Source organism: Agrobacterium sp. LMR679, assembly GCF_027157905.1.
In the GTDB taxonomy this organism is placed as follows: Bacteria; Pseudomonadota; Alphaproteobacteria; order Rhizobiales; family Rhizobiaceae; genus Agrobacterium; species Agrobacterium leguminum.
The window spans coordinates 572,947-595,231 of record NZ_JAPVOJ010000001.1 but is presented as its reverse complement, the minus strand read 5'-3'; the positions used below and the strand labels follow the sequence as shown (position 1 = coordinate 595,231).

The following is a 22,285-nucleotide window of genomic DNA, read 5'->3' as shown; positions in this document are numbered from 1 at the left end:
ACATCTATATGTCTTTTAGAGTTAAGATGCAATCTAATATTTTTGGATAGGCCGTCAAGAAGGGACGATGAAATGAAACGGAAACTTGTTGTCACTGCAGCAGCAGTGCTGGCGCTGGCCGCAGGCGGAGCCGCCGCACTGCTGCTTCCGGTGCAGGCACCTGAGGCAAAGGCTGCCGATCCACGGACCTTGGCGCCATTGGTCAATCTCGCGACGGCCAGGCTCCCTGGCAATTCGAGCAGCAGCTTTACCGGAACCGTTGGTGCCCGGGTCCAGAGCAATCTCGGCTTTCGCGTTCCCGGCAAGATCGTTGAACGCTTTGTCGACGTCGGGCAGCAGGTAAGCGCTGGCCAGCCATTGATGAGGCTTGACGAGACCGATCTTCGCCTTGCTCTGACGGCCAAGCGAAACGCTGTCATCGCAGCACAGGCGACGTTTGTTCAAGCGAAAGCCGATGAGAAACGCTTTGCCGTGCTGGTGAAGACTTCTGCTGCCTCGACGCAGCAATATGAACGATCGAAGGCCCTGCTGGATACGGCGACGGCACAGTTGGCCGCCGCTCAGGCTGAGGCGAATGTTGCCGAAAACGAGGCCCAATATACGGTTCTTGTTGCCGATGCAGATGGAACCATTGTCGAGACGCTCGGTGAACCGGGCCAGGTGGTAACCGCCGGGCAGCCGGTTGTGCGGCTCGCGAAGTCTGGTCCGCGCGAAGCGATTGTCTGGCTTCCCGAAACCATGCGTCCTGACATTGGAGCTCAGGCTTCCGCATCCGTCTATGGCAGAAACAATGCCGAAAAGGCCAAGCTGCGCCAGATCTCCGATTCTGCCGATCAGCAGACCCGCACTTATGAAACGCGCTGGGTGCTTGAAGGGGGCTGCAAATGCGCCTCTGGGCGCGACCGTCACCATCGAAATCGAGAACAGAGATGCGCAGAATCATGCGGAATTGCCGATAGGCGCCCTGTTGGATGACGGGACGCGGACAGGCGTCTGGGTGATCGATCAGCAATCGTCCCTCGTGAAGTTTCGTGATGTGAACGTGGAGCGGGTGAGCGAAGAGAATGTGGTCGTCACTAACGTCAAGCCGGGAGAAGAGGTCGTTGCGCTTGGCGCACATCTTCTGAAGGACGGAGCGCAAGTTCGCACCAACGTTGGGACAAAAGAGGCGGCAAACTGATGAACCTCAATCTGTCCGCCCTTGCGGTTCGCGAACGCGCCGTCACGCTGTTCTTCATCGTCCTTCTGTCGCTTGCCGGCGTCTATGCCTTCGTCAAGCTGGGACGCGCTGAAGACCCCTCCTTTACCATCAAGACATTGACGGTCACGACCGTCTGGCCGGGCGCAACCGCGCGCGAGATGCAGGATCTCGTTGCCGAGCCGCTGGAGAAGCGCATTCAGGAATTGGCCTGGTACGACCGGGTCGAGACAACGACGCGCCCCGGCTTTGCCTATCTTACCGTCACGCTCAAGGACAATACGCCACCAAGCGCCGTCGCTGAAGAATTTTATCAGGCGCGCAAGAAGCTCGGCGATGAAGCCAGAAACCTGCCGCAGGGTGTTCTGGGACCGTTCGTGAACGACGAATATTCCGACGTCAGCTTCGGCCTTTACGCTCTCAAGGCGCAGGGCATGCCAATGCGCGATCTCGTCCGGGAGGCCGAAAAAATCAGGCAGGACATGCTTCATGTTCCCGGCGTCAAGAAAATCAATATTCTCGGCGAACAGCCGGAGCAGATATTCGTAGAGTTCTCCTATGAGAAGCTCGCCACGCTCGGCATATCTTCTCAGGACATTGCCGCAGCCCTTCAACGGCGCAATACCGTTACGCCCGCTGGCTCAATAGATACGCAGGGTCCGCAGGTGTTCATTCGTCTCGATGGTGCCTATGACAGTGTTCAGTCTATCGCTGATACGCCCATCGTCGCTTCCGGCCGCGCGTTGAAGCTTTCCGACATTGCTGAGGTACGCCGGGGTTATCAGGAGCCGGCAAGCTATGTCATCCGTCATGACGGCGAGCCGGCCATCATGCTCGGTGTTGTCATGCAACAGGGCTGGAATGGTCTGGAGCTTGGCAAGGCTCTCGAGGAGCGCTCCAGCCGGATCGCACAGTCGTTACCCCTTGGCATAACGCTGACCAAGGTCAGCGATCAGGCCGTCAACATTGACGCGGCGGTGGGTGAATTCATGGTGAAGTTCGCCATGGCCCTCGGCGTGGTGCTCTTCGTCAGCCTCATTGCGCTCGGCTGGCGGGTGGGCATCGTCGTGGCTCTGGCCGTTCCGCTGACGCTCGCTGTTGTCTTCATCATCATGCTCGAGACGGGGCGCTTCTTCGACCGCATCACGCTCGGTGCATTGATCCTGGCACTTGGCCTGCTTGTCGATGACGCCATCATCGCCATCGAGGTGATGGTCGTGAAGATGGAAGAGGGCATGGACCGCATCAAGGCGGCTGCCTATGCCTGGAGCCACACTGCCGCACCGATGCTGTCGGGCACGCTTGTGACCATTATTGGCCTGATGCCGGTCGGTTTTGCCGCCTCTGCAGCCGGTGAATATGCGGGCAATATCTTCTGGATCGTCGGTTTCGCGCTGATCGTTTCCTGGTTCGTGGCGGTGATCTTTACGCCCTATCTCGGCGTAAAGCTTTTGCCCGATATCAAGCCGGTGGCAGGCGGCCATCATGCGATTTACGATACGCCGAACTACAGACGCCTGCGCGGTGCGATCGAATTCACCGTCAAGCACAAATTCCTGACCTGCGCCATTGTCGGCGTCGTCATGGCGCTCTCGGTCGTCGGGATGGGTGCGGTGAAGCAGCAGTTCTTCCCCACATCGGACCGCCCTGAGGTTCTTGTCGAAGTCCGCTTGCCTGAAGGCACGAGCATCGAAACGACGACAGCCACGGTCAAGAAGCTTGAGGCCTGGTTGAAGCAGCAGCCCGAAGCGAAGATCGCGACCAGTTACATCGGCCAGGGTGCGCCCCGCTTCTTCTTCGCCATGGCCCCCGAACTGCCCGATCCTGCCTTTGCAAAGATCGTTGTGCTGACATCCGACGCCCATGAGCGTGAGGTGCTGAAACTGCGTCTGCGGGAAGCCGTTGCGCAAGGGCTGGCGCCCGAGGCATTCGTCCGTGTGACGCAACTCGTCTTTGGCCCCTACACGCCATTCCCCGTCGAGTTTCGGATCAAAGGACCGGACGCCGAAGAGCTGTACAAAATCTCCGAACAGGCACTTGCTCTCATGAGCTCGGTACCTGACGTCAGAAATGCCAACCGTGACTGGGGTAACCGCACACCTGTTGTCCGGTTCGTTCCCGATCAGGATCGCCTGAACCTCATCGGCATGTCGTCCGCCGAGGCTGCCCAGCAGATACAGCTCCTGCTAAGTGGTGTTCCCGTCACGCAAGTCCGTGAGAACATCCGAAACGTTCCCGTCGTGGCCAGAAGCGCCGGTGAAATCCGCCTCGATCCTGCAAGGCTCGCCGACTTCTCGCTCGTGACGAGAGACGGTCGTGCGATCCCGCTCGATCAGATCGGTCACACGGAGGTGCGCTTCGAAGAGCCGATCCTCAAGCGTCGTGACAGAACGCCTGTGGTGACGGTCCGGTCCGACATTAACGAGGCGACACAACCGCCGGAGGTTTCGCAGCAAGTGATGACCGCTCTCCAGCCACTCATTGCATCTCTGCCTGCTGGCTACACGATCGAGATGGGCGGCAATATAGAGGAATCACTCAAGGCGAATACTGCCCTGGTGAAGGTCTTCCCACTGATGATCGCAGCGACCCTGATCGTCATCATCCTTCAGGTCCGCAGCCTGTCGACGATGACGATGGTGATGCTGACGGCACCGCTCGGTCTTGCAGGCGTCGTGCCGACCCTGATCCTGTTCAACCAGCCTTTCGGGTTTAACGCGATCCTGGGTCTCATCGGCCTGGCAGGCATCCTCATGCGCAACACGTTGATCCTCACCGAGCAGATCAAGGAAAACAAGGCTGCGGGTCTGGACGACTACCATGCCGTTATCGAAGCCACGGTGCAGCGAACAAGGCCCGTCATCCTGACGGCGCTTGCCGCGGTCCTTGCCTTCATTCCCCTGACCCATTCGGTTTTCTGGGGTTCGATGGCCTACACGCTTATCGGCGGAACGGCGGTGGGCACGCTCATCATCCTGCTCTTCCTGCCGGCACTCTATGCTGCATGGTTCCGCATCAAGCCACCCAAGGCAGACATGGATTCGACGGAGCACGCGAATACGGAAACAGCTCAGCATTCGCTTGCTGCGGAATAGCCAACCCGTCCCTCCGCAGCATCATCTGCTGCGGAGGGATCATACTGCTTGGTGAGATGTGGCCGTGTGTTTTGCGTGCCCAGGGCCCTTTCGGAAGCCATGTCTTCGTCCCGCCGAGAACCGCCGCATTAACTCGATCGATGTTTCGCGCGTCGAGGCGCCTCATCCCAAGTGTCGTGTGGGTTGACCACCCGTCTCCTCAATTTATGCAAACGCGTTTTATTACACTTGCAATCTAACGGAATTATAGATTACATATGAAATCTATATTGATTTCTAATCCAACGCTAATTTTGGAGAGCGTAGATGTCGACAGACAAGATTGTTGTGGTGACCGGAGCATCCTCCGGCATAGGGCAGGCGACCGTGGGGTTGCTGTCACAGAATGGGTTCAAGGTGTTTGCAGGATCGCGCAATCCGGACAAAAGTGGACCGGTTCCCGGTGTCGAGTACGGACGTCTCGATGTGGACAATGACGAGTCGGTGAGGCAATTCGTCGATTGGGTTCTGTCCCGTTCAGGCCGGATTGATGTCGTGGTGAACAATGCAGGCGTCTCTCTTGTCGGGCCGGTCGAAAGCACGTCGGACGATGAGGCGAAGGCCCTTTTTGAAACCAATCTCTTTGGCCCACTGCGCATGATGCGAGCGGTATTGCCCGCGATGCGGCAGCAGAATTCCGGCCTGATCGTCAATGTCAGCTCGGTCCTCGGCTTCCTCCCCGCACCGTACATGGGCCTCTATGCCAGTAGCAAGCATGCCCTGGAGGGACTGTCTGAAACGCTTGACCACGAAGTTCGGCAATTCAACATTCGCTCTGTCCTGGTCGAGCCGACGTTCACGAGGACAAGTCTCGATGTCAATGCGAAGCAGACGGAGGCGCGTATTGACGACTACGCTCCCCAATTTGCCAAATCCAATGAGGCCGTTCTTTCAGCCATTAAGACAGCAAGCAGCCCTCAGATTGTCGCTGCCGAAATCATGGCAGCAATCACAGGTCCTCACAAAATGCGCAGGCCGGTTGGAAAACAGGCTACGCTTCTGAGCCGCCTGAAACGGTTTGTTCCAGCCAAGGCATTGGATAGCGGCATCAGGAAGACGTTTGGGCTCTCCCGATCGTAAGCATTCGCGGAGCTTGCGCCCTAAAACCCGCAAAGTTAGGCATGCGGCATTCGGAAACTTCATGTCATCTATCGTCATGACTGACCGGGTGCCATAGTCGCGCCGACCGCCACATTCACTGCAGCGGTCGGTCGCACTGGCGAGAATATGTTTGCGCGCGCTCGGACCGACATGGGTCTAAAGCAGCGTTCACAACTGGCAGCCGCCAGTCGATGTCGAACGAGCGCAGCGTACGACGAAACGCTCTGCCGCCAGCGCCGACAGCAGTGCTGCCAGATAGACAAGTGGCGGAGGGAAGCGCGCACCCGCGCTAGCCGGTTCCATAGTCATCTCATCTTCCAATCTGTGCTTAAACCAACATCGACTGCTGGGCAAAGATACCCGCCATCGCGCCTTGCCATGTTGCGGTGGTGACAGAGGGGATTCCGGGGTTAGCGAGGTCGCCGGCGGCATAGATGCCGGGCATGCTGGTTTCGCGACGCTCGTCGGTCTTGAGGGCGATGCCGGTTGGCGTATTGACCGTGGCGAGGTCCAGTGCTTCATGAAGGCTTGCGGACGGCTTGTTGCGCGGATGCGCGAACAGGATGTCGACTGCGACATCGGGGCCGATATCGAGCTTGATAGTGGCATTGTGGTCCCCATGACGGACGATCTCGGTGATCCGGCCATCAACGAGAGGTACCTTTCGGCCCGACAGATCGGCCCGGATGTCGGGTGCGATGTCGTGACCATCGGCAAAGACCGTCAAACTATCGGTCCAATCGTGAAAAAGCCTCACCTGATTCATCGACTGCGGACCCGACCACACGAGGCCCCAATGCTGGCCGGCGACTTCAAAGCCGTCGCAATAGGGGCATGGGATGACGGATGTACCCCAGCTTTCGGCAAAGCCTGGAACAACAGGCATCTGGTCGACAACGCCATAACTCAGGATCAGGCGGCGCGCGCTGAGGCTTTCGCCATCGCCAGTGAGGACGGAGAAATTGTCGATGGTACCGGAGATGCTGTCGGCCCGAGCGTTGACCAAATTGATCGCGGGATAACGCGCCAGTTGCTGCCGCGCCTCGGTCAGGATGTCCGATGGTGGCTTGTGATCGTGGCCGAGCACTCCGTGGGAACGGCCTGCGAAGCGATTGCGCGGCAGGCCGGTATCAAGAACGGTGACCTTGCGGCGGGCACGGCCGAGCTGCAGGGCAGCGGAGAGGCCGGCAAAGCTGCCGCCGATGATGATGACATCATTCATGGTGATGGGTTCCTTGTTGTGGATGGAGGGGGGCAGGCTGGGGCTGGCGGTGGCCTGAGCACGAGGAACGCTGATGGTGGAAAGCGCTGCCAGCTTCAGCAGTGTTCGTCGTTGCATGGCAACCTCGTGTTTTTCGACTGATTCTTTGGCTTGCTTATTTATGAAACTGCATGGTATCTTAATTCACGAATAACGATACTGTCAAGGACTGTAATTATCGTGACTAAAAATAGTCAGAGCCGGCGCGGCCGGCCTGCCAACGAAACACTTGGCCAAACAATCGTCGACACCGCAGGGGAACTCTTTGCCGAACTGGGTTTTCAAGCGACGACCTTGGACAAGGTCGCTCAGCGGGCGAAGATATCCAAACTCAGCATCTATCGTCACTTCGAGAACAAGGAGGCGCTGTTTGGTGCAGCATTTGCGGCCCGCTGCCATCAGTTAATGCCGCAGGTCCTTTTTGAAGGCGTCGACGGTTCGGCCGAAGATCAGCTCATGGCGGTGGGATCATCCCTGCTTTGCACGCTGTTGCGCCCGGACGTTCGCAGTGTCGAAGCCATGGTCACGGCCGATGTCACAAGTCAAAAGTCGTTGAGCAAGATCCATTACGAAGCCGGTCCCGCCCATATGATCGCCCAAATCGAGGCCCTGCTGCGTCAATTGCATGCGAAGGCGCTTCTGAATGTGCCTGATCCTGTCCAGTCTGCCCGCCTGTTTGCCGCGCTTTTCAAAGGCTCTGATCTCCTGATTATCGCACGCTTCGATGAGGCGAGAGCAGAGGACGACAACGAAATCGAATCCTATTGCCGGTCGGCCGTCGCCATGTTCATGGCCGCGCACGGTGGCAACGACCACGTGGGCGCATAGCCTGGTTGAGAACGGATCGGAAAAGGAAGGATGTGGACATGGCAGAACAAAATGCCGATCAGATTGCCGACTGGAAAGGACAAAGCGGGGAGCGCTGGGGCGCCTACCAGGCCCGGCTCGATACCATGATGGCGCCATTTGGCCAGGCTGCGATCAAAGCCGCCGCGCCCGCTAAGGGTGAACGCGTGCTGGACGTCGGCTGCGGCGCGGGGGCGTCCAGCCGAGATCTGGCCGCTTGCGTCGGCGCGGAGGGCCATGTGCTGGGCGTGGACATATCCGAACCGCTGATCGATAGAGCGCGCCTGCTGGCGCAGGATACACCGGTCCTGTTCCAAGTGGCTGACGCCAGCAGCACCGAATTTCCCAAGGGTGCCTTCGACATCCTGTTCTCGCGGTTTGGAGTGATGTTCTTTGACGATCCTACAGCGGCGTTTACCCATATGCGCCACGCGCTCGCGCCGGGAGCGCGAGTTGCTTTTGTCTGTTGGCGCGACATCGCCGAGAACGATTGGGTACGTTTGCCGATGGGCGCGATTAAGGGCATCCTCCCGTCGATGACGCCGCCCAGTCCGGAAGCCCCTGGCCCGTTCTCGTTTGGCGACCCGGAGCGTGTGGAGCGTATTCTAACGGCGGCCAGTTTCACGGATGTTGCTATCGCGCCATTCAATGCCTCCATCCCGTTCGGCAAGGGGGAGACGCGAGACGCAGCGCTCGATGACGCGGTGAAGATGACACTCGAGGTCGGCCCGCTGGCGCGCGCGCTCGCTGATCAGCCCGACGATATCCGCGCCCGCGCCTCGGCTGCGGTTCGTGCCGTCTTCGCGGGGTGCCCCGGTGAGCGGTCAGTGATTATCGATGGCGCAGCGTGGATCGTCACCGCGCACAACCCGACAAGGTGACGGGATTAACAGTCGGCGGGTCTGAGAGCCCGACAAGAAGGCGGCCATGTTCGGACTCAACGTATTCCAGTAGGCATGGCCGATATGATTATGCCGTTTCCGTGCACAGCAGGTGCCCTATTCGGCGGCCAAGGCCCTGGTGAATCGCGACTCATCGACAATCGTTTCGCGGTAGCTCTCTTGCTTTGGAGGCTTGAGCCGGAACCACACGGCGTACAGCGCCGGAAGGCTTGTCGAGTTCACGTGTCGTTACGACCAGAATTGTCTGTTGGAGAGCGCCGTGCGCCGGCTTTACGACTTTCAAGGTCGCTTGGCTTAGCCTCGCACAGGAGCCCAGGAGAAAAAGGGCAGAAACACTAAGCAAGAGGCATAATGCCTGAACGGCGGATACTTAAAATATCTTGGTTTCCCTACCACGAAGACTAAAACACAGCGAGGTTGTCATGGTAAATAGGAACACGCTGAACGTTTCGTTGAAGCCAACATGGATTGGTGAATGGACGGCTTGTCATCCCAAGATTGTTGTTACAGCCTAGGGATCGATGTTTACCAATTTACAAGTCTCCGCGCACTCAAGCCCCCGCAGCCAGATTACTACAAGACTGTCAAGACTTCGGCCTCCCAACGGGAGGCCGAAGTCTTTGACGGCTCGCACAGTTCGCCACCGCTCCACAGCACACTGTGCTATCCAAAACTACTATCCAGTTCGGGAACTCCGGTCGATGGTTCGCATCCCAAGGCGGCCACAAGTAAATTCACCTAAATCGTGATCCTAACAAATTCTCCATACCCGACTGTTGCGAGGGAACGACAAGCGTCAAGCGAATTAGTCCTGCTTTGTCCGAATGCACAGGCAACGTTGGAGGCTACTCGTTTCCGTCGGCCTTTAACCTCGGAACCATCTGCTTTTTCCTTTGTTAGTGCCATCCAAACGCAGCGCACGTTACCGAACCGCCGCTCTTGGGCGATAGGACAGGTGCGTTTGCCTCAGCATCGGTGTCAGCCGTCAGGTGCAGTACGCTATGAACAGGTTCTTCACACTTTTTGCCAGCCGTACCGCGTCTTTTTCCGGCTCACCAACTGCGTTTGTCGTCGCGCTCGGCACGATCATCGTGTGGGGAGTAAGCGGGCCGCTGTTTGGCTTTTCGGAGGTCTGGCAACTGGTCATCAATACGGGCACGACCATTGTCACCTTCCTCATGATTTTCCTCGTGCAGAACTCGCAAAACCGGGATTCCGCAGCGATGGAAGCAAAGCTGGACGAGCTTTTGAGGGCTGTTGAGCAGGCACGCGCGGATTTTATCGGGATCGAGCATCTCACGGAAGAAGAAATCGAGGAGATTCGTGCCCGGCTGGAAAAGGAAAACGGACCTGAAGGCGAAAAGCCGCCTCCGCATCACGCCATGGCGCGGTTGCTTTCCCGGCGTTAGGTCAGACGGTTTGGCGGCGGCCCCTCTCGGCGGGATATGGCCACCAAAACCAACATGCGGCAAAGGCCGCTGACAGAAGGAGCTATCATGTCTCTCAAGGTCCTCGCATTGAATGCGACACTCAAGTCTTCCGCTTCGACGGAGCCGTCGTCGACTGAAAGACTGCTGGCGTTGATCCTTCGGGAGCTCGGCGATCATGATGTGCAAATCGAGACGGTCAGGCTTGCCGATCATGACATCAAGGCCGGCGTAACGTCCGATGAAGGCGAGGGGGACGCCTGGCCGGCCATCCGTCAAAAGATCGTCGCAGCCGACATTCTTGTGTTTGGAACGCCGATATGGCTCGGACAGCCTTCGAGCGTGTGCAAAAGAGCGCTGGAGCGCATGGATGCATTTCTGGACGAAACCGACGAACAGGGCCGTATGGTGTCCTATGGCAAGGTCGCCGCGGCGGCGGTCGTGGGGAATGAGGACGGCGCCCACCATGTTTCGGCGGAACTTTTCCAGGCCCTGAATGATGTCGGCTTCACTATTCCTGCGAATGCCGTTGCCTACTGGGTAGGGGAGGCAATGGGTTCGAAGAATTTCGTCGATCTCGATGAAACGCCTGATGCCGTTAAAACCATGGTGAGCATGCTTGTGCGCAACACCGTGCATCTGGCTCTGCTCCTGAAGAACAGCCAATATCCGGGCGACGGGGCCTGAGATCATCAGTGCCGGCCTGCCGGATTTTCCTCACTCCTGGCCGGGAAGGGCGTCGTATAAAAACGACTGCTGCCAGTTTTGGGCCATGCCCGTCCGGCGACGCGGGCAAGGCGCTCATCGGGTGAGGCGGCATTCTCCCCTGCCGATAATTATTTTCGGAACTCTCTGCATGTCGGTTTGTTCGAGAGGCGTTCATGCCGGCCCGAGATGGGTTTCCCGTCTCTCGGAGGAAAACTCCCGAAAGGGAGGCTCGCAATCCATGATCCTAGCGGAGGAAAAATCCAAATGAAGAAAACTGTTTTCGTTGCGTTGCTCTTGGGCGGCGGTGCGCTGTCGGCTTTCGCCCAGCAGACGCCAACCGCCAATCCCGGTGGCGATACGCCGGCTGTCGCGACACCGGGCGCCAATAATCCCACGGCTCCGGTGGAGGGAGCCAACAGCTTCACCGAAGCGCAAGCCAAACAGAGGATGGAAGATGCCGGTTACACGCAGGTCAAGAACCTGACGAAAGACGACAAGGGTGTGTGGATGGCATCGGGCATGAAGGGCGGCAAGACCGTGGCCATAGCGCTCGATTATCAGGGCAACGTCGTCGCCAAGTGAGGCGCGCAGGATTTTGGGAGAAGTGACATGAGAACCGTAACCGGACTTTTCGACGACTATGATGATGCAAGCGCCGCCGTCTCGGAACTGGAAAGAGCGGGCGTGCCGTCAAGCGATATCAGCATCGTGGGCAGCAATGCCGACAGGCGGCATGGAGAGGATTCAGATTCCAACGCAGCGGAGGGCGCCGGCACAGGCGCCGGCATCGGCGCGCTTGTGGGTGGCGCCGGCGGTCTGCTGACGGGGCTTGGATTGATGGCGATCCCGGGCGTTGGGCCGGTGGTTGCAGCGGGCTGGCTTGCCGCAACGGCAGTCGGGGCAGCGGGCGGCGCTGTCGCGGGTGGCGCTGCCGGCGGGCTTATCGGAGCCATGACCCGCTCGGGCGTTTCCGAAGAGGATGCCAATCTTTACGCTGAAGGGGTGCGCAGGGGCGGTACGCTGGTAACCGCCCGCGTGGAAGATAATCTGGTGCCGGAGGCGGAGGCCGTGCTCAAGCGGCAAGGCTGGGTAGACCCTGCGGAACGCCGCGCAGCCTATCGCGAGCAGGGCTGGACGGGCTTCGACGAGGCGTCGAGACCCTATGCGCCGGAAGACGTTGAACAGGAGCGGAACCGGTACCGCCGCTCGGCGATTTGACGAGGTCACCGTCAATCCGGGGGCATGGTTCTGTCATGCCCCTGGTCAACGCCTTGCAGGAGCTAACATGGCCAGAAAACCAGATTCCACCTCTTCATCCGCCACCGCCACCGTTCACGACCAGAAGCTTGTTCGGGGGCCGGGCGGCGAACTGCACCAGACTGCCGCCGGGGACGAGCCCGTGCTGACGACCGCCCAGGGTGGGCCGGTGGCGGACGACCAGAATTCCCTTCGGGTTGGTCCTCGCGGGCCGCTTGTCGTGGATGATTTCCATTTTCGCGAGAAGATTTTCCATTTCGATCACGAAAGAATCCCCGAGCGCGTGGTTCACGCCCGCGGTTATGGTGCGCATGGCTACTTCGAGACCTATGAATCCCTTGCCGCCCACACCAGCGCCGATCTGTTTCAGCGGGCGGGTGAAAAGACCCCGGCCTTCGTGCGGTTCTCGACCGTCGCCGGCAACAAGGGGTCGGCCGACCTCGCGCGGGATGTGCGCGGTTTCGCCGTGAAGCTCTATACCAGGGAGGGTAACTGGGATCTCGTCGGCAACAATATCCCGGTATTCTTCATTCAGGACGCGATCAAGTTTCCGGATCTCATCCATGCCGCCAAGCAGGAGCCTGATCGCGCCTTTCCGCAGGCGCAAACCGCGCATGACACCTTCTGGGATTTCATTAGCCTTACGCCTGAAAGCATGAACATGGTGATGTGGATCATGTCCGACAGGACCATTCCGCGCTCCTTCCGGTTCATGGAAGGTTTTGGGGTGCACACCTTTCGCTTCATCAACGCGAAGGGGCAATCGACCTTCGTGAAGTTTCACTGGAAGCCGAAGCTCGGATTGCAGTCGGTGGCGTGGAACGAAGCGGTCAAGATCAACGGTGCCGATCCCGATTTTCACCGGCGCGATCTCTGGACTGCGATCCAGTCTGGCAATTTTCCGGAATGGGAGCTGCAGGTTCAGCTTTTCGATCAGGATTTCGCCGACAGCTTCGATTTCGATGTTCTCGACCCCACCAAGATCATCCCCGAGGAGATATTGGCGCCCAAACCGGTCGGCCGGCTTGTCCTCGACCGTATGCCGGACAATTTCTTTGCCGAGACCGAACAGGTGGCGTTCATGACGCAGAACGTTCCGCCCGGCATCGATTTCAGCAATGATCCGCTGCTGCAGGGCAGGAATTTTTCCTATCTCGATACGCAGCTGAAGCGTCTCGGCGGGCCGAATTTCACGCATCTGCCCATCAATGCGCCCAAGTGTCCTTTCGCGCATTTCCAGCAGGACGGCCATATGGCGATGCGCAATCCGACCGGACGGGCGAATTATCAGCCCAATTCCTTCGGGGAGGGGCCAAGGGAATCACCGACGCGTGGTTTCCAGCATTTCCCGGCCGAGGAGCAGGGTGCCAAGGCAAGGTTGCGGCCGGAAAGTTTCGCCGATCACTACAGCCAGGCACGCCAGTTCTACGTCAGCCAGACGCCACCCGAGCAGCGCCATATCGCATCGGCGCTCACCTTCGAACTCAGCAAGGTGGAAACTCCCGTCATTCGTGAGAGGATGGTTTCGCATCTTCTCAATATCGACGAAACGCTTGCGGCAACGGTGGCGCAGAAGCTCGGCTTTCAGACCATGCCGAAACCGGCAGACGCCGCCATGCCAACCCGTCAGGATCTGGAGCCGTCGCCGGCGCTCAGCATCGTTCAACGGGGTCCCAAACGGTTCGAGGGTCGCAAGCTCGGCATTCTCATTACCGACGGCGTGGACGCCAAGCTGCTGAAGGGGCTGACCAAAGCGGTCGAGGCAGAAAAAGCTGTCTTCGAGTTTATCGCGCCCAAGGTCGGCGGGGTAACGGCGTCGGACGGCACCTTCGTCGAGGCACATCACATGATTGATGGCGGGCCTTCGGTGCTTTTCGATGCCGTGGCGCTGCTGACATCGGCGGCGGCCATCGATGAGTTGATCAAGGAAGCAACTGCCAGGGATTTCGTCGCCGACGCGTTCCAGCACTGCAAGTTCATTGGCTACGACCAGTCGGCGCTGCCGTTGCTGGAAAAAGCGGGAATTGCCGATGTCATGGATGAAGGCATGCTGCCATTACCGGGTGAAGGGGGACTGGCTGCCTTCGTGTCAGAGCTCGGCAAACTTCGAGTCTGGGCGCGCGAACCGTCGCTCAAGCTCGGCAAGGCCTCCGTCCCCGTCGATAAGCAATGAAACATCCACTCCCACTCACCAACAAGCAACAGGAGACTAAAAATGGCTGAGAAGACATTGGAAGACCTTTTCCTCGATACGGTGAAGGATATTTATTTCGCGGAACGGCAGATTCTGAAGGCGCTTCCCAAAATGGCGCGGGCTGCGCAGTCAGCGGATTTGAAGGCGGCATTCGAAAAGCACAGGGACGAGACCGAGGTCCATGTGGAGCGATTGCAGAATGTCTTCGAGTTGCTCGGCAAGCCGGCACGCGGCAAGACCTGCGAGGCGATCCAGGGCATTATCTCGGAAGGCGAGGAAATCATGGAGGAGTTCAAGGGCTCACCCGCGCTCGATGCCGGGCTGATTTCTTCGGCGCAGGCCGTGGAGCACTACGAGATCACCCGTTATGGCACCTTGAAGACATGGGCGGTCGAACTCGGCATGAAGGAAGCGGCCAAACTGTTCGAGCAGACGCTGGGCGAAGAAAGCGCGACGGATACGGCTCTCTCTTCGCTTGCCCAGGCACGCGCAAACGTGAAGGCCAAATCCAGGGCGGCGTGAGCCGTCACGCGGACGTGCCGCTGATACCGGCGGCACGTTCAATTTTGCTGTTGTCTCTTTCCTGCGGAGCTGAACCATGAGGCTGTTTCGCGACAATGGATTGACGATTGTCCTTGTCCTGACTTCCCTGTTGACGATCGGTGGCATGCTCGCGACCGGCTGGGCTGTTTACAACGAGGAGCTTGCGCAGCATCAGGCGACGCCCCTTACGCTTTTTTCCTACGCAAAGAGCGGCCATTTTCTTTCCGCCCTGTTCGAAAACTGGGAGAGCGAATTTCTCCAGATGTCGGCGTATGTCATGCTGACCGCGTTTCTTTTTCAAAGAGGCTCGGCGGAATCCAAGGACCCCGATAAAGCGATATCGCAGGACGAAGATCCCGCGCAAAGAGCATATGATCCCGAGGCACCCTGGCCGGTGAGGGCAGGTGGATTCATCCGCACCCTCTATTCCTATTCTCTGGGATTGGCGCTGTTCTTCCTTTTCATCGTCAGTTTTGTTCTCCATCTGAAATACAGCGCTGATGCGGGGGCATTGGAAGCCGCCATGCATGGTGAGCCAGAGACATCGCTGTTTGCGCATCTGGGAAGTGTGGAGTTCTGGTTCGAATCCTTTCAGAACTGGCAATCGGAGTTTCTTTCGACCGCGGTTCTCGTTGTTCTCTCCATCTTTCTGCGCTTCCGCGGGTCGCCGGAATCGAAGCCCGTTGCCGCTCCTCACAGTGAGACCGGCGGATAGGGGAGGAGGAAATTGGTCGCGTTTTCTGCCGAGGGAGACTGGCGGCACCTGTGCGTCGACATGCAGCGTGTCTTCGCCGAGGATACGCCGTGGCATGTCGAATGGATGGACCGTATCAGCGAAGAGGTGGAGGCTGTGGTTCAAGGCGATCCCGCCCGATGCATCTTCACCTGTTTTGTACCGCCGAAGACCGTTGGGGAAGCCCCAGGTGCATGGCGGGCTTATTATGAAAAATGGCCGATGATGACGCGACAGGCGCTGGCGCCTGAACTCATCGACGTCATCCCCTCACTATCGCGCTACATTCCGCCCGCCCGTGTCTTTCGTAAAAGCGTGTATTCCCCGTGGCAGCATGGAGGCCTCGGCGAAATTCTGCGGCAGGAACAGGTCTCAACCCTGGTGATTACCGGTGGAGAAACCGATGTCTGCGTCCTCGCCACAGTTCTGGGCGCGATCGACCAGGGATTTCACGTCATTTTGGTCGAAGACGCGCTTTGCAGTGGAAGGGATGCGACACACGATGCGGCGTTGAAGCTGCTGTCCGGCCGTTTTTCGACGCAGTTGCAGGTGTGCGATACGGCGACCCTCCTTGCGGCGCTTCCCATGCAATCCGCTCCGCGCTTCCTGAGAACCTGACATCAGAATTGTCCTCGGACGATTAGCGGAACCGGCCAGCGGTGTGCCACAAAGGTTCCGCGCCGTTTTGGTGATCGTAGGTCGTCACCGAAGAAAAGGAACAAGCCTGCCCGTGCGAAGTTAGGCCGCCTATCTTCACATGAACCGGAGGTTCCGCCGTGGCCCAGACCGTCGATCACGAAACCAGCAACAGCCTGAATATCGAGGCGGCGACCCCCAAGGTGATTAAGATCATAGTGGGGGAGCGGACGGTACTCGAGGGCGTGCTGAACACCGGCAGCGTCTTGAGGGTGCAGACAAAAGAAGGCGCCGAGCCACAATCCATCGAACTTGTGATCGAAGACCTGGCTCGGTGAAGGTTGTCGTGTGCGACCGGATTAACCCTGGAAATTGCCGTCGCTGGTGTCTCGTTCGTCGTAGTTCAAATCCCAGTCCTTCTCGGGTTTCTTGACGCCGGGCGGCAGCTTGTTGACCGTTGCGTCGTCCGAACCGGTGATAACCCTTGGCTTCGCGCTCGCCACGCCGTTGTTTTTCGAGGTTTTCTTGCCGCGCGCAAATTGCGGTTCACTGTCCTTGTGAATCTGCTTCAGCTTGTCGTTCTTGTTCATGACATCCTCCTTGATCCCTCCCAAACCGTTTTCCCGCGCCACTGTTCCCTTAGTGCCTCAGCAAGATCGGAACCTCTTCATGGAGCTGCGGTTAGAAAGACCGGCCGGATAGCGGATCCGTCATTCCTGTAACCATAAGCGGAGATGAAGCGATGAACCGACCCGACAAGGATACCCAGCCGGAGCCCGGTACGGACGACGCCCGTTCCGGTGATAGCGAAGAAAGCCGCCGGGACAGGGAACAGACGAGAAAGAACGCTGAACGCATGATCGAACAGAGGCGGCGGAGGCAACCGGCCGGCCGCGAGGATGAGGCCTGAAACCACCCTGTCCCGCCTCAAGTATACGCGCGCCTGTGGTTTTCCAATCAATTCAGCCGCAATCTTCATTGATTGCGCCATTGTACGTTGGCGTACAGCAACCAAGCGTCTGCCGGGACATTTCCCCATAGTGAAAGGATGGGAAAATGGCCAAGCACGCTGTGAGTGGAGTTTCCGGAAACACATTGAGTGAAGCGCAGCTGGAGGTGTTGCGTATCGGTATTGCGGATCTGGCGCCGGCCCTGACGGCTTTTGCGCGCCGCTTCGTCAGAAATGAGGAGGATGTTGACGATCTCGTCCAGGAGACGATGTTGCGGGGGCTTCGGGCTCTGCACGGTTTTACCCCCGGCACGGCGTTGAAATCATGGCTCTTCACCATTTTGCGCAACACGTTCTGCACCCGCTACAAGGTGTCGAGGCGTGAATGCGTCGGCCTGCCGGTCGGTATCGAGCAATCCATGTCTACCCCTGCCAGCCAGGAATGGCGTGTGCAGCATCAGGAGGTCATGCGGGCTATCCGCCGTCTCGACAAGGACCAGAAAAAAGCTCTGCTGCTCGTGGCGGCAGGGACGAGTTATTCCGATGCCGCCGCCATCTGCGGCTGCCGGGTGGGTACCATCAAAAGCCGCGTCAACAGGGCGAGGGAGTCGCTACGTCGAAATCTGGACTGAGTGCTGGCGACAGCCAGCCACCTGCCGCAGACAGGCGGGCGCTACCTGTCCTGCTGGTGACCTTGATGTGTCGTGTTTATCTTTATGTTTGCCTGCCTGCCGGTCTGGGTTGAAACCTTCTGTTCCTTGACGGCGGAGGTTTCTTCTGTGTTCAGACGGTCGTTGTCGCCGGGCCCTTGCTGGCTTCTGTTCTCTTCGGGAATGGGAAGTGTTTTCCTGGTCATGTTATACCTCGTCCGGCATGAGTTCGTGGAGCCACCCGAACCATGCTTGCGCAGGTTTGTTCCCCTGTCCCTTGGCATGACGAGGCACGCGATTATCCGAAACCGTAAAGGAACGTCCTTTCAGACGTCATCGAACCTGAGACCAAGGCGAACGACAGCGAGGTAAGGCCGGAAAATCAGCCGACAAGCAATTTGGTTCGAAAATAGAGAGTTGCGAGCCGCTGAAGTTTCAGGGGATCGACAACGCCGCGATCATACATTTTCAGGACATAGCGGGCGACATCTGCCCGGCACAAAGCCGGGTCGCGTTCTGCGGACAGAACATTCTCGTAGGCTGCCTTAACGATGTTGATGTCTTCGTTCAGAAAAATTCCGGAACTCTGGTACTCGTGACTGGCGTGCATTTCACCTCCTTGAAACGCGTCCTGCATTTCACAGCGTGAGGGAAGATGTATCCATACTATAGGGAAACGGCCAAACGTAAATGTTCGGAAGCGTACCGAACGACGATTGAGAAGGCCGTCCGGGCTACCGAACCCCGCTGCTTTCGACAATGGTCAGGTCGCCAAGCGGGATTTCAGGCCGGAAGTCGGGCAGAAAGCGGGCGAACATACGATTGCTTTCCTCCTCGGGCATACCGTAGAGATCGCGCGCATAGGTCTCGAGCATCTCGCGGTTCCTGATCGTAATTCTACCCCTTTCGGAACGAATGAACCCATGGCTTTCGAGAACATGGAGGGCGTCCGTTACACTCGCGCGCCTGACGGCCAGCATGGTTGACAAAAAGTCGTGGGTCAGTGGCAGGTGATTGCCTTCTACCCGGTCGTGGCACATCAGCAGCCACCGGGCGAGCCGCTCCGTTACGGACTGGGTGGCATTGGAAGACGCCGTGTATTCCACCTGGGTTCTTGAGATGTGCAGGGCACAGACAAGGATATCGGAAAAGACGCGATATTTTGCAAGAAGCGCTTCAAACGACCGCATGTCCATGAAAAGCGCTTCGCCGGGAGCCTGTACCACGATTTCGGTCAGGTTCGTTTCCGCGCCAGCGACCGCCCCTGTCGGCACAAATCCCTCTCTCCCGACAAGTCCCGCTTCGGTTTTGCGTTCCGATTTGGTGACTACCACGACGGAGGCAATGCCGGATGACAGGAAGAAAACATGCTCGATGGGCGCGCCGGCGGATATCAGCACATCGCCCAATGCGAGCTTGATGGGTTTGCAGACGCCCGTGACTTCACGCCGGACGTCATCAGGCAGGAGAGAAAGCAGAAAATTCGCTTCGCCATGGCCATCGGGTTGTTCCAGCATGACACGTGCCTCGCTTCAATGTCTGATGCCCCCTCCTTGCGCCATCAAAGCGGAAACAATGTTTTCGATGTCTTCCGAACGTCCGGAGAGGACAAAAGGTCCCGGCTCGCTGTCAATAACCGTCTCCGGCACGAAAAAAGATAAGGAATTGCCTCTTCGTCCAGTTGCTCGGTGAGACGCAGCATGACGTCCGCCTCGTAACGAACGTCAATAATCGCTGCGGCAAATTTGAGAGCGTCTTCACTTTCTATGAAGCTGGCGGAGTAGGGCCCTTCCAGGCCGATCTGGGCATGAAACCAGGCCATTCTGATTTCCGATGTAACAGTATCTGTCATGCCGATGATCGCTATGGTGAGGCGTTTAACAGTCTGCATGCTTTACTCCTCGCCTGCCATCGGCATGCGTGTGTCTGTTCCCCACCATAACGCCGGAGCAAGATGATTTCAGCCGCCCGGTGAGTGAATTTATCAAATAAGCGCGAGGGGAATATTGCGGTGTCAGAAATCGATCCCGAAAAACGGCGGCCAATGCTCGAGTTCCAGAAGCAATGACCTGATGTTGCAAGCGTCCTGCTGCGGAACAATTGCGGATGGATGGGGTTAGGCGCTGTGGCACATGAGGGAGTATCCGATGCACGCCAAAAATGAGGACATGGCCGATGCGCCGCGGGAAAGCATCAGGCCCGAGCAAGACATGAACAGACCATTGAGCGAAAGGCTCGATTCGAAATTCTCGCCCGTCGGCATAGATGACGGCGATTTTCGCGGGGGCAAACGGACGTGGAAAACCATGATGGTCTACACGCTGGTCATATTCGCGCTCGCTGTTGCGATTGCGCTCTCTTTTCTGACAGGAACGCATCCAGGCCGCCCGGCTTGAGATGAAGCCGGCTCCGCCATCCGGTCTATATTTTGCCGGCTGCGAGATTGAGGCCGCCGATCGATGGACAGCTGACTTCTTCGCTTCTTCGCCGCAAGGGAATATCCACCTGATAGGGCACAGCCACCATCACCTGCAGGGAGGTGCGCAACCGGTTCGGCGCCGTGGTGTCGGTCAGGGTCAGATAGGTGGTTGCGGCAAGGCGTTCCGCCTCTTGCGTCGGGACCACATCGCTCTCCAGCAGCTTTGCAGCCGCCAAAGCCAGATGGTGGCTGGGGTAAACAGCCCTCACGACGTCAGAAACGACAACTGCCCACCCATTTTCATGCGCGATGATCTGGTATTCGATTTTCTTGTCCATGGTGTTCAAGCCTCCCGGTTCGGTCGCCCCTAACCACGATGGGAAAAGCTTGTTCCTGACATTGCAGGCGAATGCAGGTCGGTTTCGCTAGGTCATCTCGCCAAGGATTTCGCCTATTTTGTGCAGGTCGGAGACAAAGGCGCGCTGCTGTCGCTCCGCCTCCTGCCGGTCGCGAAGGCGCAGCAGATAAGAGGGATGGATGGTGACGAGAAGGCGTGTGCCGCCCGGCGTCAAAAGAACATGCCCGCGTTCCTTCGTCACACCGCTCGTGCGTCCCGTCAGCGCATAAAAGGCCGTGGCGCCCATGGCCACGATAAGATCCGGATCGATAAGGCGCAGTTCTGCACCCAGCCACCAGGCGCAGCGCTGCACTTCCCCGCTGTTCGGGCGGGCATGCAGCCGTCGTTTCCCACGCTGCTCGAATTTGAAATGTTTTACAGCGTTGGTCACATAACATTGCGAACGATCTATCTCGGCTTCCCTGAGGCATTCGTCGAGCAGAAGGCCTGCCGGGCCGACGAAAGGCCGGCCCTTCAGGTCTTCTTCATTGCCGGGCTGTTCGCCAACGAGGACCACGCGCGCCCGGCTGTCGCCGTCACCAAAAACCAGTTGGGTGGCGTGCCTGTAGAGGTCACATCTTTCGCAGCTTTCCGCCTCCTCATGTAAGGCGCGGAGCGAGGGCGCGCCGGCGCTGTCGGGCTGGAAGGCGGGTGGTGGACGGTTTCTGCGCGTGCTTCTAGCCAAGGCGGTGGCTCCCGCTGTTACGGCCATCGCCCCGATTTCCGTGACGGTGCGGGGGCGACATACCCAATGACCGGGTTTCGGTGTATGATGCTGCCTGAAAAATGGGCCAAAATTTGGAGTTGCGGCCATTCCGCGGCGCAGGAACGATCCGTTCTACAAAATGGTACGGAAACGTACTCACTGTTTTCATGTGATTTTCCGCTGCTAATATGACTGCTGCAGGTTGATGTTTTCGAGCAGAGGGGCGAACCGGCGAACCGCTATGCTTGGATCAGATTTTCTTGTTTATAACCGATTGTTGAAGACCCTCGGCACAGAACGGCTGTCGCAGCTTGCGTCCCGGCTGGAGCCCGTGGATCTGCCGGCGGGGCATCAGCTCGTTGCCGCTGGCAAGCCCATTTCTCATCTCTGTTTTATCGAAACCGGCCTTGCATCGACCGTTGTTCATGATGACGGCGGTAAAAGCATTGAAACCGTGCTTGTCGGGCGGGAGGGCATCACCGGCTGGCCCGTTCTGCTGGGCGCGGAAACCACGCCGGATGAAACCATCATGGGCGTGGGCGGTCGCGGTTTTCTGATCCCGGCTTTTGAAATACGGCGGGAAATGGAGGAGGACGCGCGCCTGCGAGAGCTTTTGCTGGGCTATATCAATGTCTGCGTGCTTCAGGTTGGCCAGCTTGTGCTTGCAAATGGGCAATATAGTCTGCGGGAAAGGCTCGCACGCTGGCTGCTGATGTGTCATGACCGGCTCGATACGGATGATTTGCCCATTACCCATGAATTTCTCTCCACGGTTCTGGGGGTGCGGCGGCCGGGCATCACCAACGAGCTGCATGTTCTCGAAGGCATTCATGCCATCCGCGCCAGCCGCGGAAACGTCCGGATCGTCAACCGCGGGATATTGGAAGATGTCGCCGACATGACCTATGGCGTTCCGGAAAGAGAATACGAAACACTGATGGCCCGTATGCAGTCGGATATTGCCGCGCCGTCAGTCTTTTCTGTCTAGAGCCTCGGAGAAGCGGACGACTTTCAGCACCTCGCGCTGCTTGTCCTGGATGATGATGGAACCTTCGGAAATGTCGCGCCCTTGCAGGATCGCCTCGCTCATCAAGGCGCGCGCGTCCTTGAGCGCCTCTTCAATCGCCCGGTCCAGTGAGGGTAGGTCGCTCCCCTCCTGGTCATCAAGGACGCTTTTGCCGCTGATCACAGTGAAGAAAAATCTTGGCATGGCGATTATTCCCA

Annotated in this window: 25 protein-coding genes and 3 pseudogenes; 18 read left to right on the top strand and 10 right to left on the bottom strand. The window is 58.3% G+C overall.

The features are described from left to right. Window positions 1-72: 72 nt before the first annotated feature. The 3 genes and pseudogenes from O3W47_RS02755 to O3W47_RS02745 all read left to right on the top strand — a co-directional run bounded on the left by O3W47_RS02755 (window position 73) and on the right by O3W47_RS02745 (window position 5,412). Window positions 73-1,180: pseudogene (locus O3W47_RS02755) on the top strand (efflux RND transporter periplasmic adaptor subunit). Beyond that, window positions 1,180-4,293 carry an efflux RND transporter permease subunit gene (locus tag O3W47_RS02750; RefSeq protein WP_269312897.1) on the top strand — a complete coding sequence of 1,038 codons (3,114 nt, stop codon included), beginning with the start codon at window positions 1,180-1,182 and terminating at the stop codon, window positions 4,291-4,293. The pseudogene O3W47_RS02755 and the gene O3W47_RS02750 overlap by 1 nt, the downstream one beginning before the upstream one ends. A gap of 306 nt (window positions 4,294-4,599) precedes the next feature. Beyond that, window positions 4,600-5,412, top strand: coding sequence for an oxidoreductase (locus tag O3W47_RS02745; RefSeq protein ID WP_269312896.1), 813 nt, complete (start codon window positions 4,600-4,602; stop codon window positions 5,410-5,412). Between the two features lie 178 nt (window positions 5,413-5,590). On the opposite strand, the pseudogene O3W47_RS02740 reads toward O3W47_RS02745, so the two are convergent. Then, a pseudogene (locus tag O3W47_RS02740) lies at window positions 5,591-5,742 on the bottom strand (isoprenylcysteine carboxylmethyltransferase family protein); the annotation flags it as partial. 19 nt (window positions 5,743-5,761) lie between these two features. Beyond that, window positions 5,762-6,655 carry an NAD(P)/FAD-dependent oxidoreductase gene (locus tag O3W47_RS02735; protein WP_137454443.1) on the bottom strand — a complete coding sequence of 298 codons (894 nt, stop codon included), beginning with the start codon at window positions 6,653-6,655 and terminating at the stop codon, window positions 5,762-5,764. A 219-nt stretch (window positions 6,656-6,874) separates the two neighbouring features. Between O3W47_RS02735 and O3W47_RS02730 the strand changes: the two genes are divergently transcribed. From O3W47_RS02730 to O3W47_RS02680, 11 genes are all read left to right on the top strand, one after another. Then, the gene (locus O3W47_RS02730) at window positions 6,875-7,522 is read left to right on the top strand and encodes a TetR/AcrR family transcriptional regulator (protein ID WP_170985990.1); all 648 of its coding nucleotides are present in this window, start codon (window positions 6,875-6,877) and stop codon (window positions 7,520-7,522) included. A gap of 38 nt (window positions 7,523-7,560) precedes the next feature. Then, on the top strand, window positions 7,561-8,421 hold the full coding sequence (locus tag O3W47_RS02725; protein ID WP_269312895.1) for a class I SAM-dependent methyltransferase: 861 nt from the start codon (window positions 7,561-7,563) through the stop codon (window positions 8,419-8,421). Between the two features lie 1,022 nt (window positions 8,422-9,443). Next, on the top strand, window positions 9,444-9,851 hold the full coding sequence (locus O3W47_RS02720; protein ID WP_135398157.1) for a low affinity iron permease family protein: 408 nt from the start codon (window positions 9,444-9,446) through the stop codon (window positions 9,849-9,851). 87 nt (window positions 9,852-9,938) lie between these two features. Then, window positions 9,939-10,556, top strand: a complete 618-nt coding sequence (locus O3W47_RS02715) for a flavodoxin family protein (RefSeq protein ID WP_269312894.1) — start codon at window positions 9,939-9,941, stop codon at window positions 10,554-10,556. Window positions 10,557-10,841: 285 nt separating this feature from the next. Continuing rightward, window positions 10,842-11,159, top strand: coding sequence for a PepSY domain-containing protein (locus O3W47_RS02710; RefSeq protein ID WP_080820179.1), 318 nt, complete (start codon window positions 10,842-10,844; stop codon window positions 11,157-11,159). Window positions 11,160-11,186: 27 nt separating this feature from the next. After that, entirely contained in the window at window positions 11,187-11,795 is a 609-nt protein-coding gene (locus tag O3W47_RS02705; RefSeq protein ID WP_080820180.1) for a general stress protein, read from the top strand. 67 nt (window positions 11,796-11,862) lie between these two features. Further along, window positions 11,863-14,007, top strand: a complete 2,145-nt coding sequence (gene catE, locus O3W47_RS02700) for a catalase C (protein WP_269312893.1) — start codon at window positions 11,863-11,865, stop codon at window positions 14,005-14,007. A gap of 42 nt (window positions 14,008-14,049) precedes the next feature. Next, the gene (locus O3W47_RS02695; RefSeq protein ID WP_080820182.1) at window positions 14,050-14,550 is read left to right on the top strand and encodes a YciE/YciF ferroxidase family protein; all 501 of its coding nucleotides are present in this window, start codon (window positions 14,050-14,052) and stop codon (window positions 14,548-14,550) included. Window positions 14,551-14,626: 76 nt separating this feature from the next. Further along, the gene (locus O3W47_RS02690; protein ID WP_170985989.1) at window positions 14,627-15,286 is read left to right on the top strand and encodes a DUF6766 family protein; all 660 of its coding nucleotides are present in this window, start codon (window positions 14,627-14,629) and stop codon (window positions 15,284-15,286) included. A 12-nt stretch (window positions 15,287-15,298) separates the two neighbouring features. After that, a complete protein-coding gene (locus O3W47_RS02685; RefSeq protein ID WP_269312892.1) occupies window positions 15,299-15,922 on the top strand; it encodes a cysteine hydrolase family protein in 624 nt (207 codons plus the stop codon). A 158-nt stretch (window positions 15,923-16,080) separates the two neighbouring features. Then, window positions 16,081-16,278, top strand: a complete 198-nt coding sequence (locus tag O3W47_RS02680; protein ID WP_080820184.1) for a hypothetical protein — start codon at window positions 16,081-16,083, stop codon at window positions 16,276-16,278. 21 nt (window positions 16,279-16,299) lie between these two features. Here the strand turns inward: O3W47_RS02680 and O3W47_RS02675 are convergent, their stop codons facing one another. Continuing rightward, window positions 16,300-16,530 carry a hypothetical protein gene (locus tag O3W47_RS02675; protein ID WP_003520650.1) on the bottom strand — a complete coding sequence of 77 codons (231 nt, stop codon included), beginning with the start codon at window positions 16,528-16,530 and terminating at the stop codon, window positions 16,300-16,302. A 152-nt stretch (window positions 16,531-16,682) separates the two neighbouring features. On the opposite strand from O3W47_RS02675, the gene O3W47_RS02670 reads away from it, so the two are divergent. Together O3W47_RS02670 and O3W47_RS02665 are read left to right on the top strand one after the other, a co-directional pair. Continuing rightward, the gene (locus O3W47_RS02670) at window positions 16,683-16,850 is read left to right on the top strand and encodes a hypothetical protein (protein ID WP_162936913.1); all 168 of its coding nucleotides are present in this window, start codon (window positions 16,683-16,685) and stop codon (window positions 16,848-16,850) included. Window positions 16,851-16,996: 146 nt separating this feature from the next. Then, a complete protein-coding gene (locus O3W47_RS02665; protein ID WP_269312891.1) occupies window positions 16,997-17,521 on the top strand; it encodes a sigma-70 family RNA polymerase sigma factor in 525 nt (174 codons plus the stop codon). 41 nt (window positions 17,522-17,562) lie between these two features. Here the strand turns inward: O3W47_RS02665 and O3W47_RS02660 are convergent, their stop codons facing one another. From O3W47_RS02660 to O3W47_RS02645, 4 genes and pseudogenes are all read right to left on the bottom strand, one after another. Continuing rightward, window positions 17,563-17,745 (bottom strand): hypothetical protein, encoded by a 183-nt coding sequence (locus O3W47_RS02660; RefSeq protein WP_065656245.1) that lies wholly within the window; start codon window positions 17,743-17,745, stop codon window positions 17,563-17,565. 176 nt (window positions 17,746-17,921) lie between these two features. Next, window positions 17,922-18,149 (bottom strand): hypothetical protein, encoded by a 228-nt coding sequence (locus tag O3W47_RS02655; RefSeq protein WP_080820189.1) that lies wholly within the window; start codon window positions 18,147-18,149, stop codon window positions 17,922-17,924. 124 nt (window positions 18,150-18,273) lie between these two features. Continuing rightward, window positions 18,274-19,056 (bottom strand): Crp/Fnr family transcriptional regulator, encoded by a 783-nt coding sequence (locus O3W47_RS02650; protein ID WP_080820190.1) that lies wholly within the window; start codon window positions 19,054-19,056, stop codon window positions 18,274-18,276. 15 nt (window positions 19,057-19,071) lie between these two features. Further along, window positions 19,072-19,430: pseudogene (locus tag O3W47_RS02645) on the bottom strand (hypothetical protein). A gap of 277 nt (window positions 19,431-19,707) precedes the next feature. Here O3W47_RS02645 and O3W47_RS02640 point away from each other — a divergent pair. Next, the gene (locus O3W47_RS02640) at window positions 19,708-19,935 is read left to right on the top strand and encodes a hypothetical protein (protein ID WP_269312889.1); all 228 of its coding nucleotides are present in this window, start codon (window positions 19,708-19,710) and stop codon (window positions 19,933-19,935) included. A gap of 25 nt (window positions 19,936-19,960) precedes the next feature. Here the strand turns inward: O3W47_RS02640 and O3W47_RS02635 are convergent, their stop codons facing one another. Together O3W47_RS02635 and O3W47_RS02630 are read right to left on the bottom strand one after the other, a co-directional pair. After that, window positions 19,961-20,296, bottom strand: coding sequence for a hypothetical protein (locus O3W47_RS02635; RefSeq protein ID WP_269312888.1), 336 nt, complete (start codon window positions 20,294-20,296; stop codon window positions 19,961-19,963). Between the two features lie 87 nt (window positions 20,297-20,383). Further along, on the bottom strand, window positions 20,384-21,067 hold the full coding sequence (locus O3W47_RS02630) for a UdgX family uracil-DNA binding protein (protein WP_442864601.1): 684 nt from the start codon (window positions 21,065-21,067) through the stop codon (window positions 20,384-20,386). Between the two features lie 235 nt (window positions 21,068-21,302). On the opposite strand from O3W47_RS02630, the gene O3W47_RS02625 reads away from it, so the two are divergent. Beyond that, window positions 21,303-22,049: a Crp/Fnr family transcriptional regulator gene (locus tag O3W47_RS02625; RefSeq protein WP_269312886.1), complete on the top strand. Its 747-nt coding sequence runs from the start codon at window positions 21,303-21,305 to the stop codon at window positions 22,047-22,049. Here the strand turns inward: O3W47_RS02625 and O3W47_RS02620 are convergent. Next, entirely contained in the window at window positions 22,032-22,271 is a 240-nt protein-coding gene (locus O3W47_RS02620; RefSeq protein WP_137454472.1) for a DUF6894 family protein, read from the bottom strand. The genes O3W47_RS02625 and O3W47_RS02620 overlap by 18 nt on opposite strands. Between the last annotated feature and the right edge of the window lie 14 nt (window positions 22,272-22,285).

Coding starts and splice junctions, on each gene's coding strand:
- O3W47_RS02750 (WP_269312897.1), top strand. CDS start 1,180: ATGAACCTCAATCTGTCCGCCCTTGCGGTTCGCGAACGCGCCGTCACG.
- O3W47_RS02745 (WP_269312896.1), top strand. CDS start 4,600: ATGTCGACAGACAAGATTGTTGTGGTGACCGGAGCATCCTCCGGCATA.
- O3W47_RS02735 (WP_137454443.1), bottom strand. CDS start 6,655: ATGAATGATGTCATCATCATCGGCGGCAGCTTTGCCGGCCTCTCCGCT.
- O3W47_RS02725 (WP_269312895.1), top strand. CDS start 7,561: ATGGCAGAACAAAATGCCGATCAGATTGCCGACTGGAAAGGACAAAGC.
- O3W47_RS02720 (WP_135398157.1), top strand. CDS start 9,444: ATGAACAGGTTCTTCACACTTTTTGCCAGCCGTACCGCGTCTTTTTCC.
- O3W47_RS02715 (WP_269312894.1), top strand. CDS start 9,939: ATGTCTCTCAAGGTCCTCGCATTGAATGCGACACTCAAGTCTTCCGCT.
- O3W47_RS02710 (WP_080820179.1), top strand. CDS start 10,842: ATGAAGAAAACTGTTTTCGTTGCGTTGCTCTTGGGCGGCGGTGCGCTG.
- O3W47_RS02705 (WP_080820180.1), top strand. CDS start 11,187: ATGAGAACCGTAACCGGACTTTTCGACGACTATGATGATGCAAGCGCC.
- catE (WP_269312893.1), top strand. CDS start 11,863: ATGGCCAGAAAACCAGATTCCACCTCTTCATCCGCCACCGCCACCGTT.
- O3W47_RS02695 (WP_080820182.1), top strand. CDS start 14,050: ATGGCTGAGAAGACATTGGAAGACCTTTTCCTCGATACGGTGAAGGAT.
- O3W47_RS02690 (WP_170985989.1), top strand. CDS start 14,627: ATGAGGCTGTTTCGCGACAATGGATTGACGATTGTCCTTGTCCTGACT.
- O3W47_RS02675 (WP_003520650.1), bottom strand. CDS start 16,530: ATGAACAAGAACGACAAGCTGAAGCAGATTCACAAGGACAGTGAACCG.
- O3W47_RS02670 (WP_162936913.1), top strand. CDS start 16,683: ATGAACCGACCCGACAAGGATACCCAGCCGGAGCCCGGTACGGACGAC.
- O3W47_RS02665 (WP_269312891.1), top strand. CDS start 16,997: ATGGCCAAGCACGCTGTGAGTGGAGTTTCCGGAAACACATTGAGTGAA.
- O3W47_RS02660 (WP_065656245.1), bottom strand. CDS start 17,745: ATGACCAGGAAAACACTTCCCATTCCCGAAGAGAACAGAAGCCAGCAA.
- O3W47_RS02655 (WP_080820189.1), bottom strand. CDS start 18,149: ATGCACGCCAGTCACGAGTACCAGAGTTCCGGAATTTTTCTGAACGAA.
- O3W47_RS02650 (WP_080820190.1), bottom strand. CDS start 19,056: ATGCTGGAACAACCCGATGGCCATGGCGAAGCGAATTTTCTGCTTTCT.
- O3W47_RS02640 (WP_269312889.1), top strand. CDS start 19,708: ATGGCCGATGCGCCGCGGGAAAGCATCAGGCCCGAGCAAGACATGAAC.
- O3W47_RS02635 (WP_269312888.1), bottom strand. CDS start 20,296: ATGGACAAGAAAATCGAATACCAGATCATCGCGCATGAAAATGGGTGG.
- O3W47_RS02630 (WP_442864601.1), bottom strand. CDS start 21,067: ATGGCCGTAACAGCGGGAGCCACCGCCTTGGCTAGAAGCACGCGCAGA.
- O3W47_RS02625 (WP_269312886.1), top strand. CDS start 21,303: ATGCTTGGATCAGATTTTCTTGTTTATAACCGATTGTTGAAGACCCTC.
- O3W47_RS02620 (WP_137454472.1), bottom strand. CDS start 22,271: ATGCCAAGATTTTTCTTCACTGTGATCAGCGGCAAAAGCGTCCTTGAT.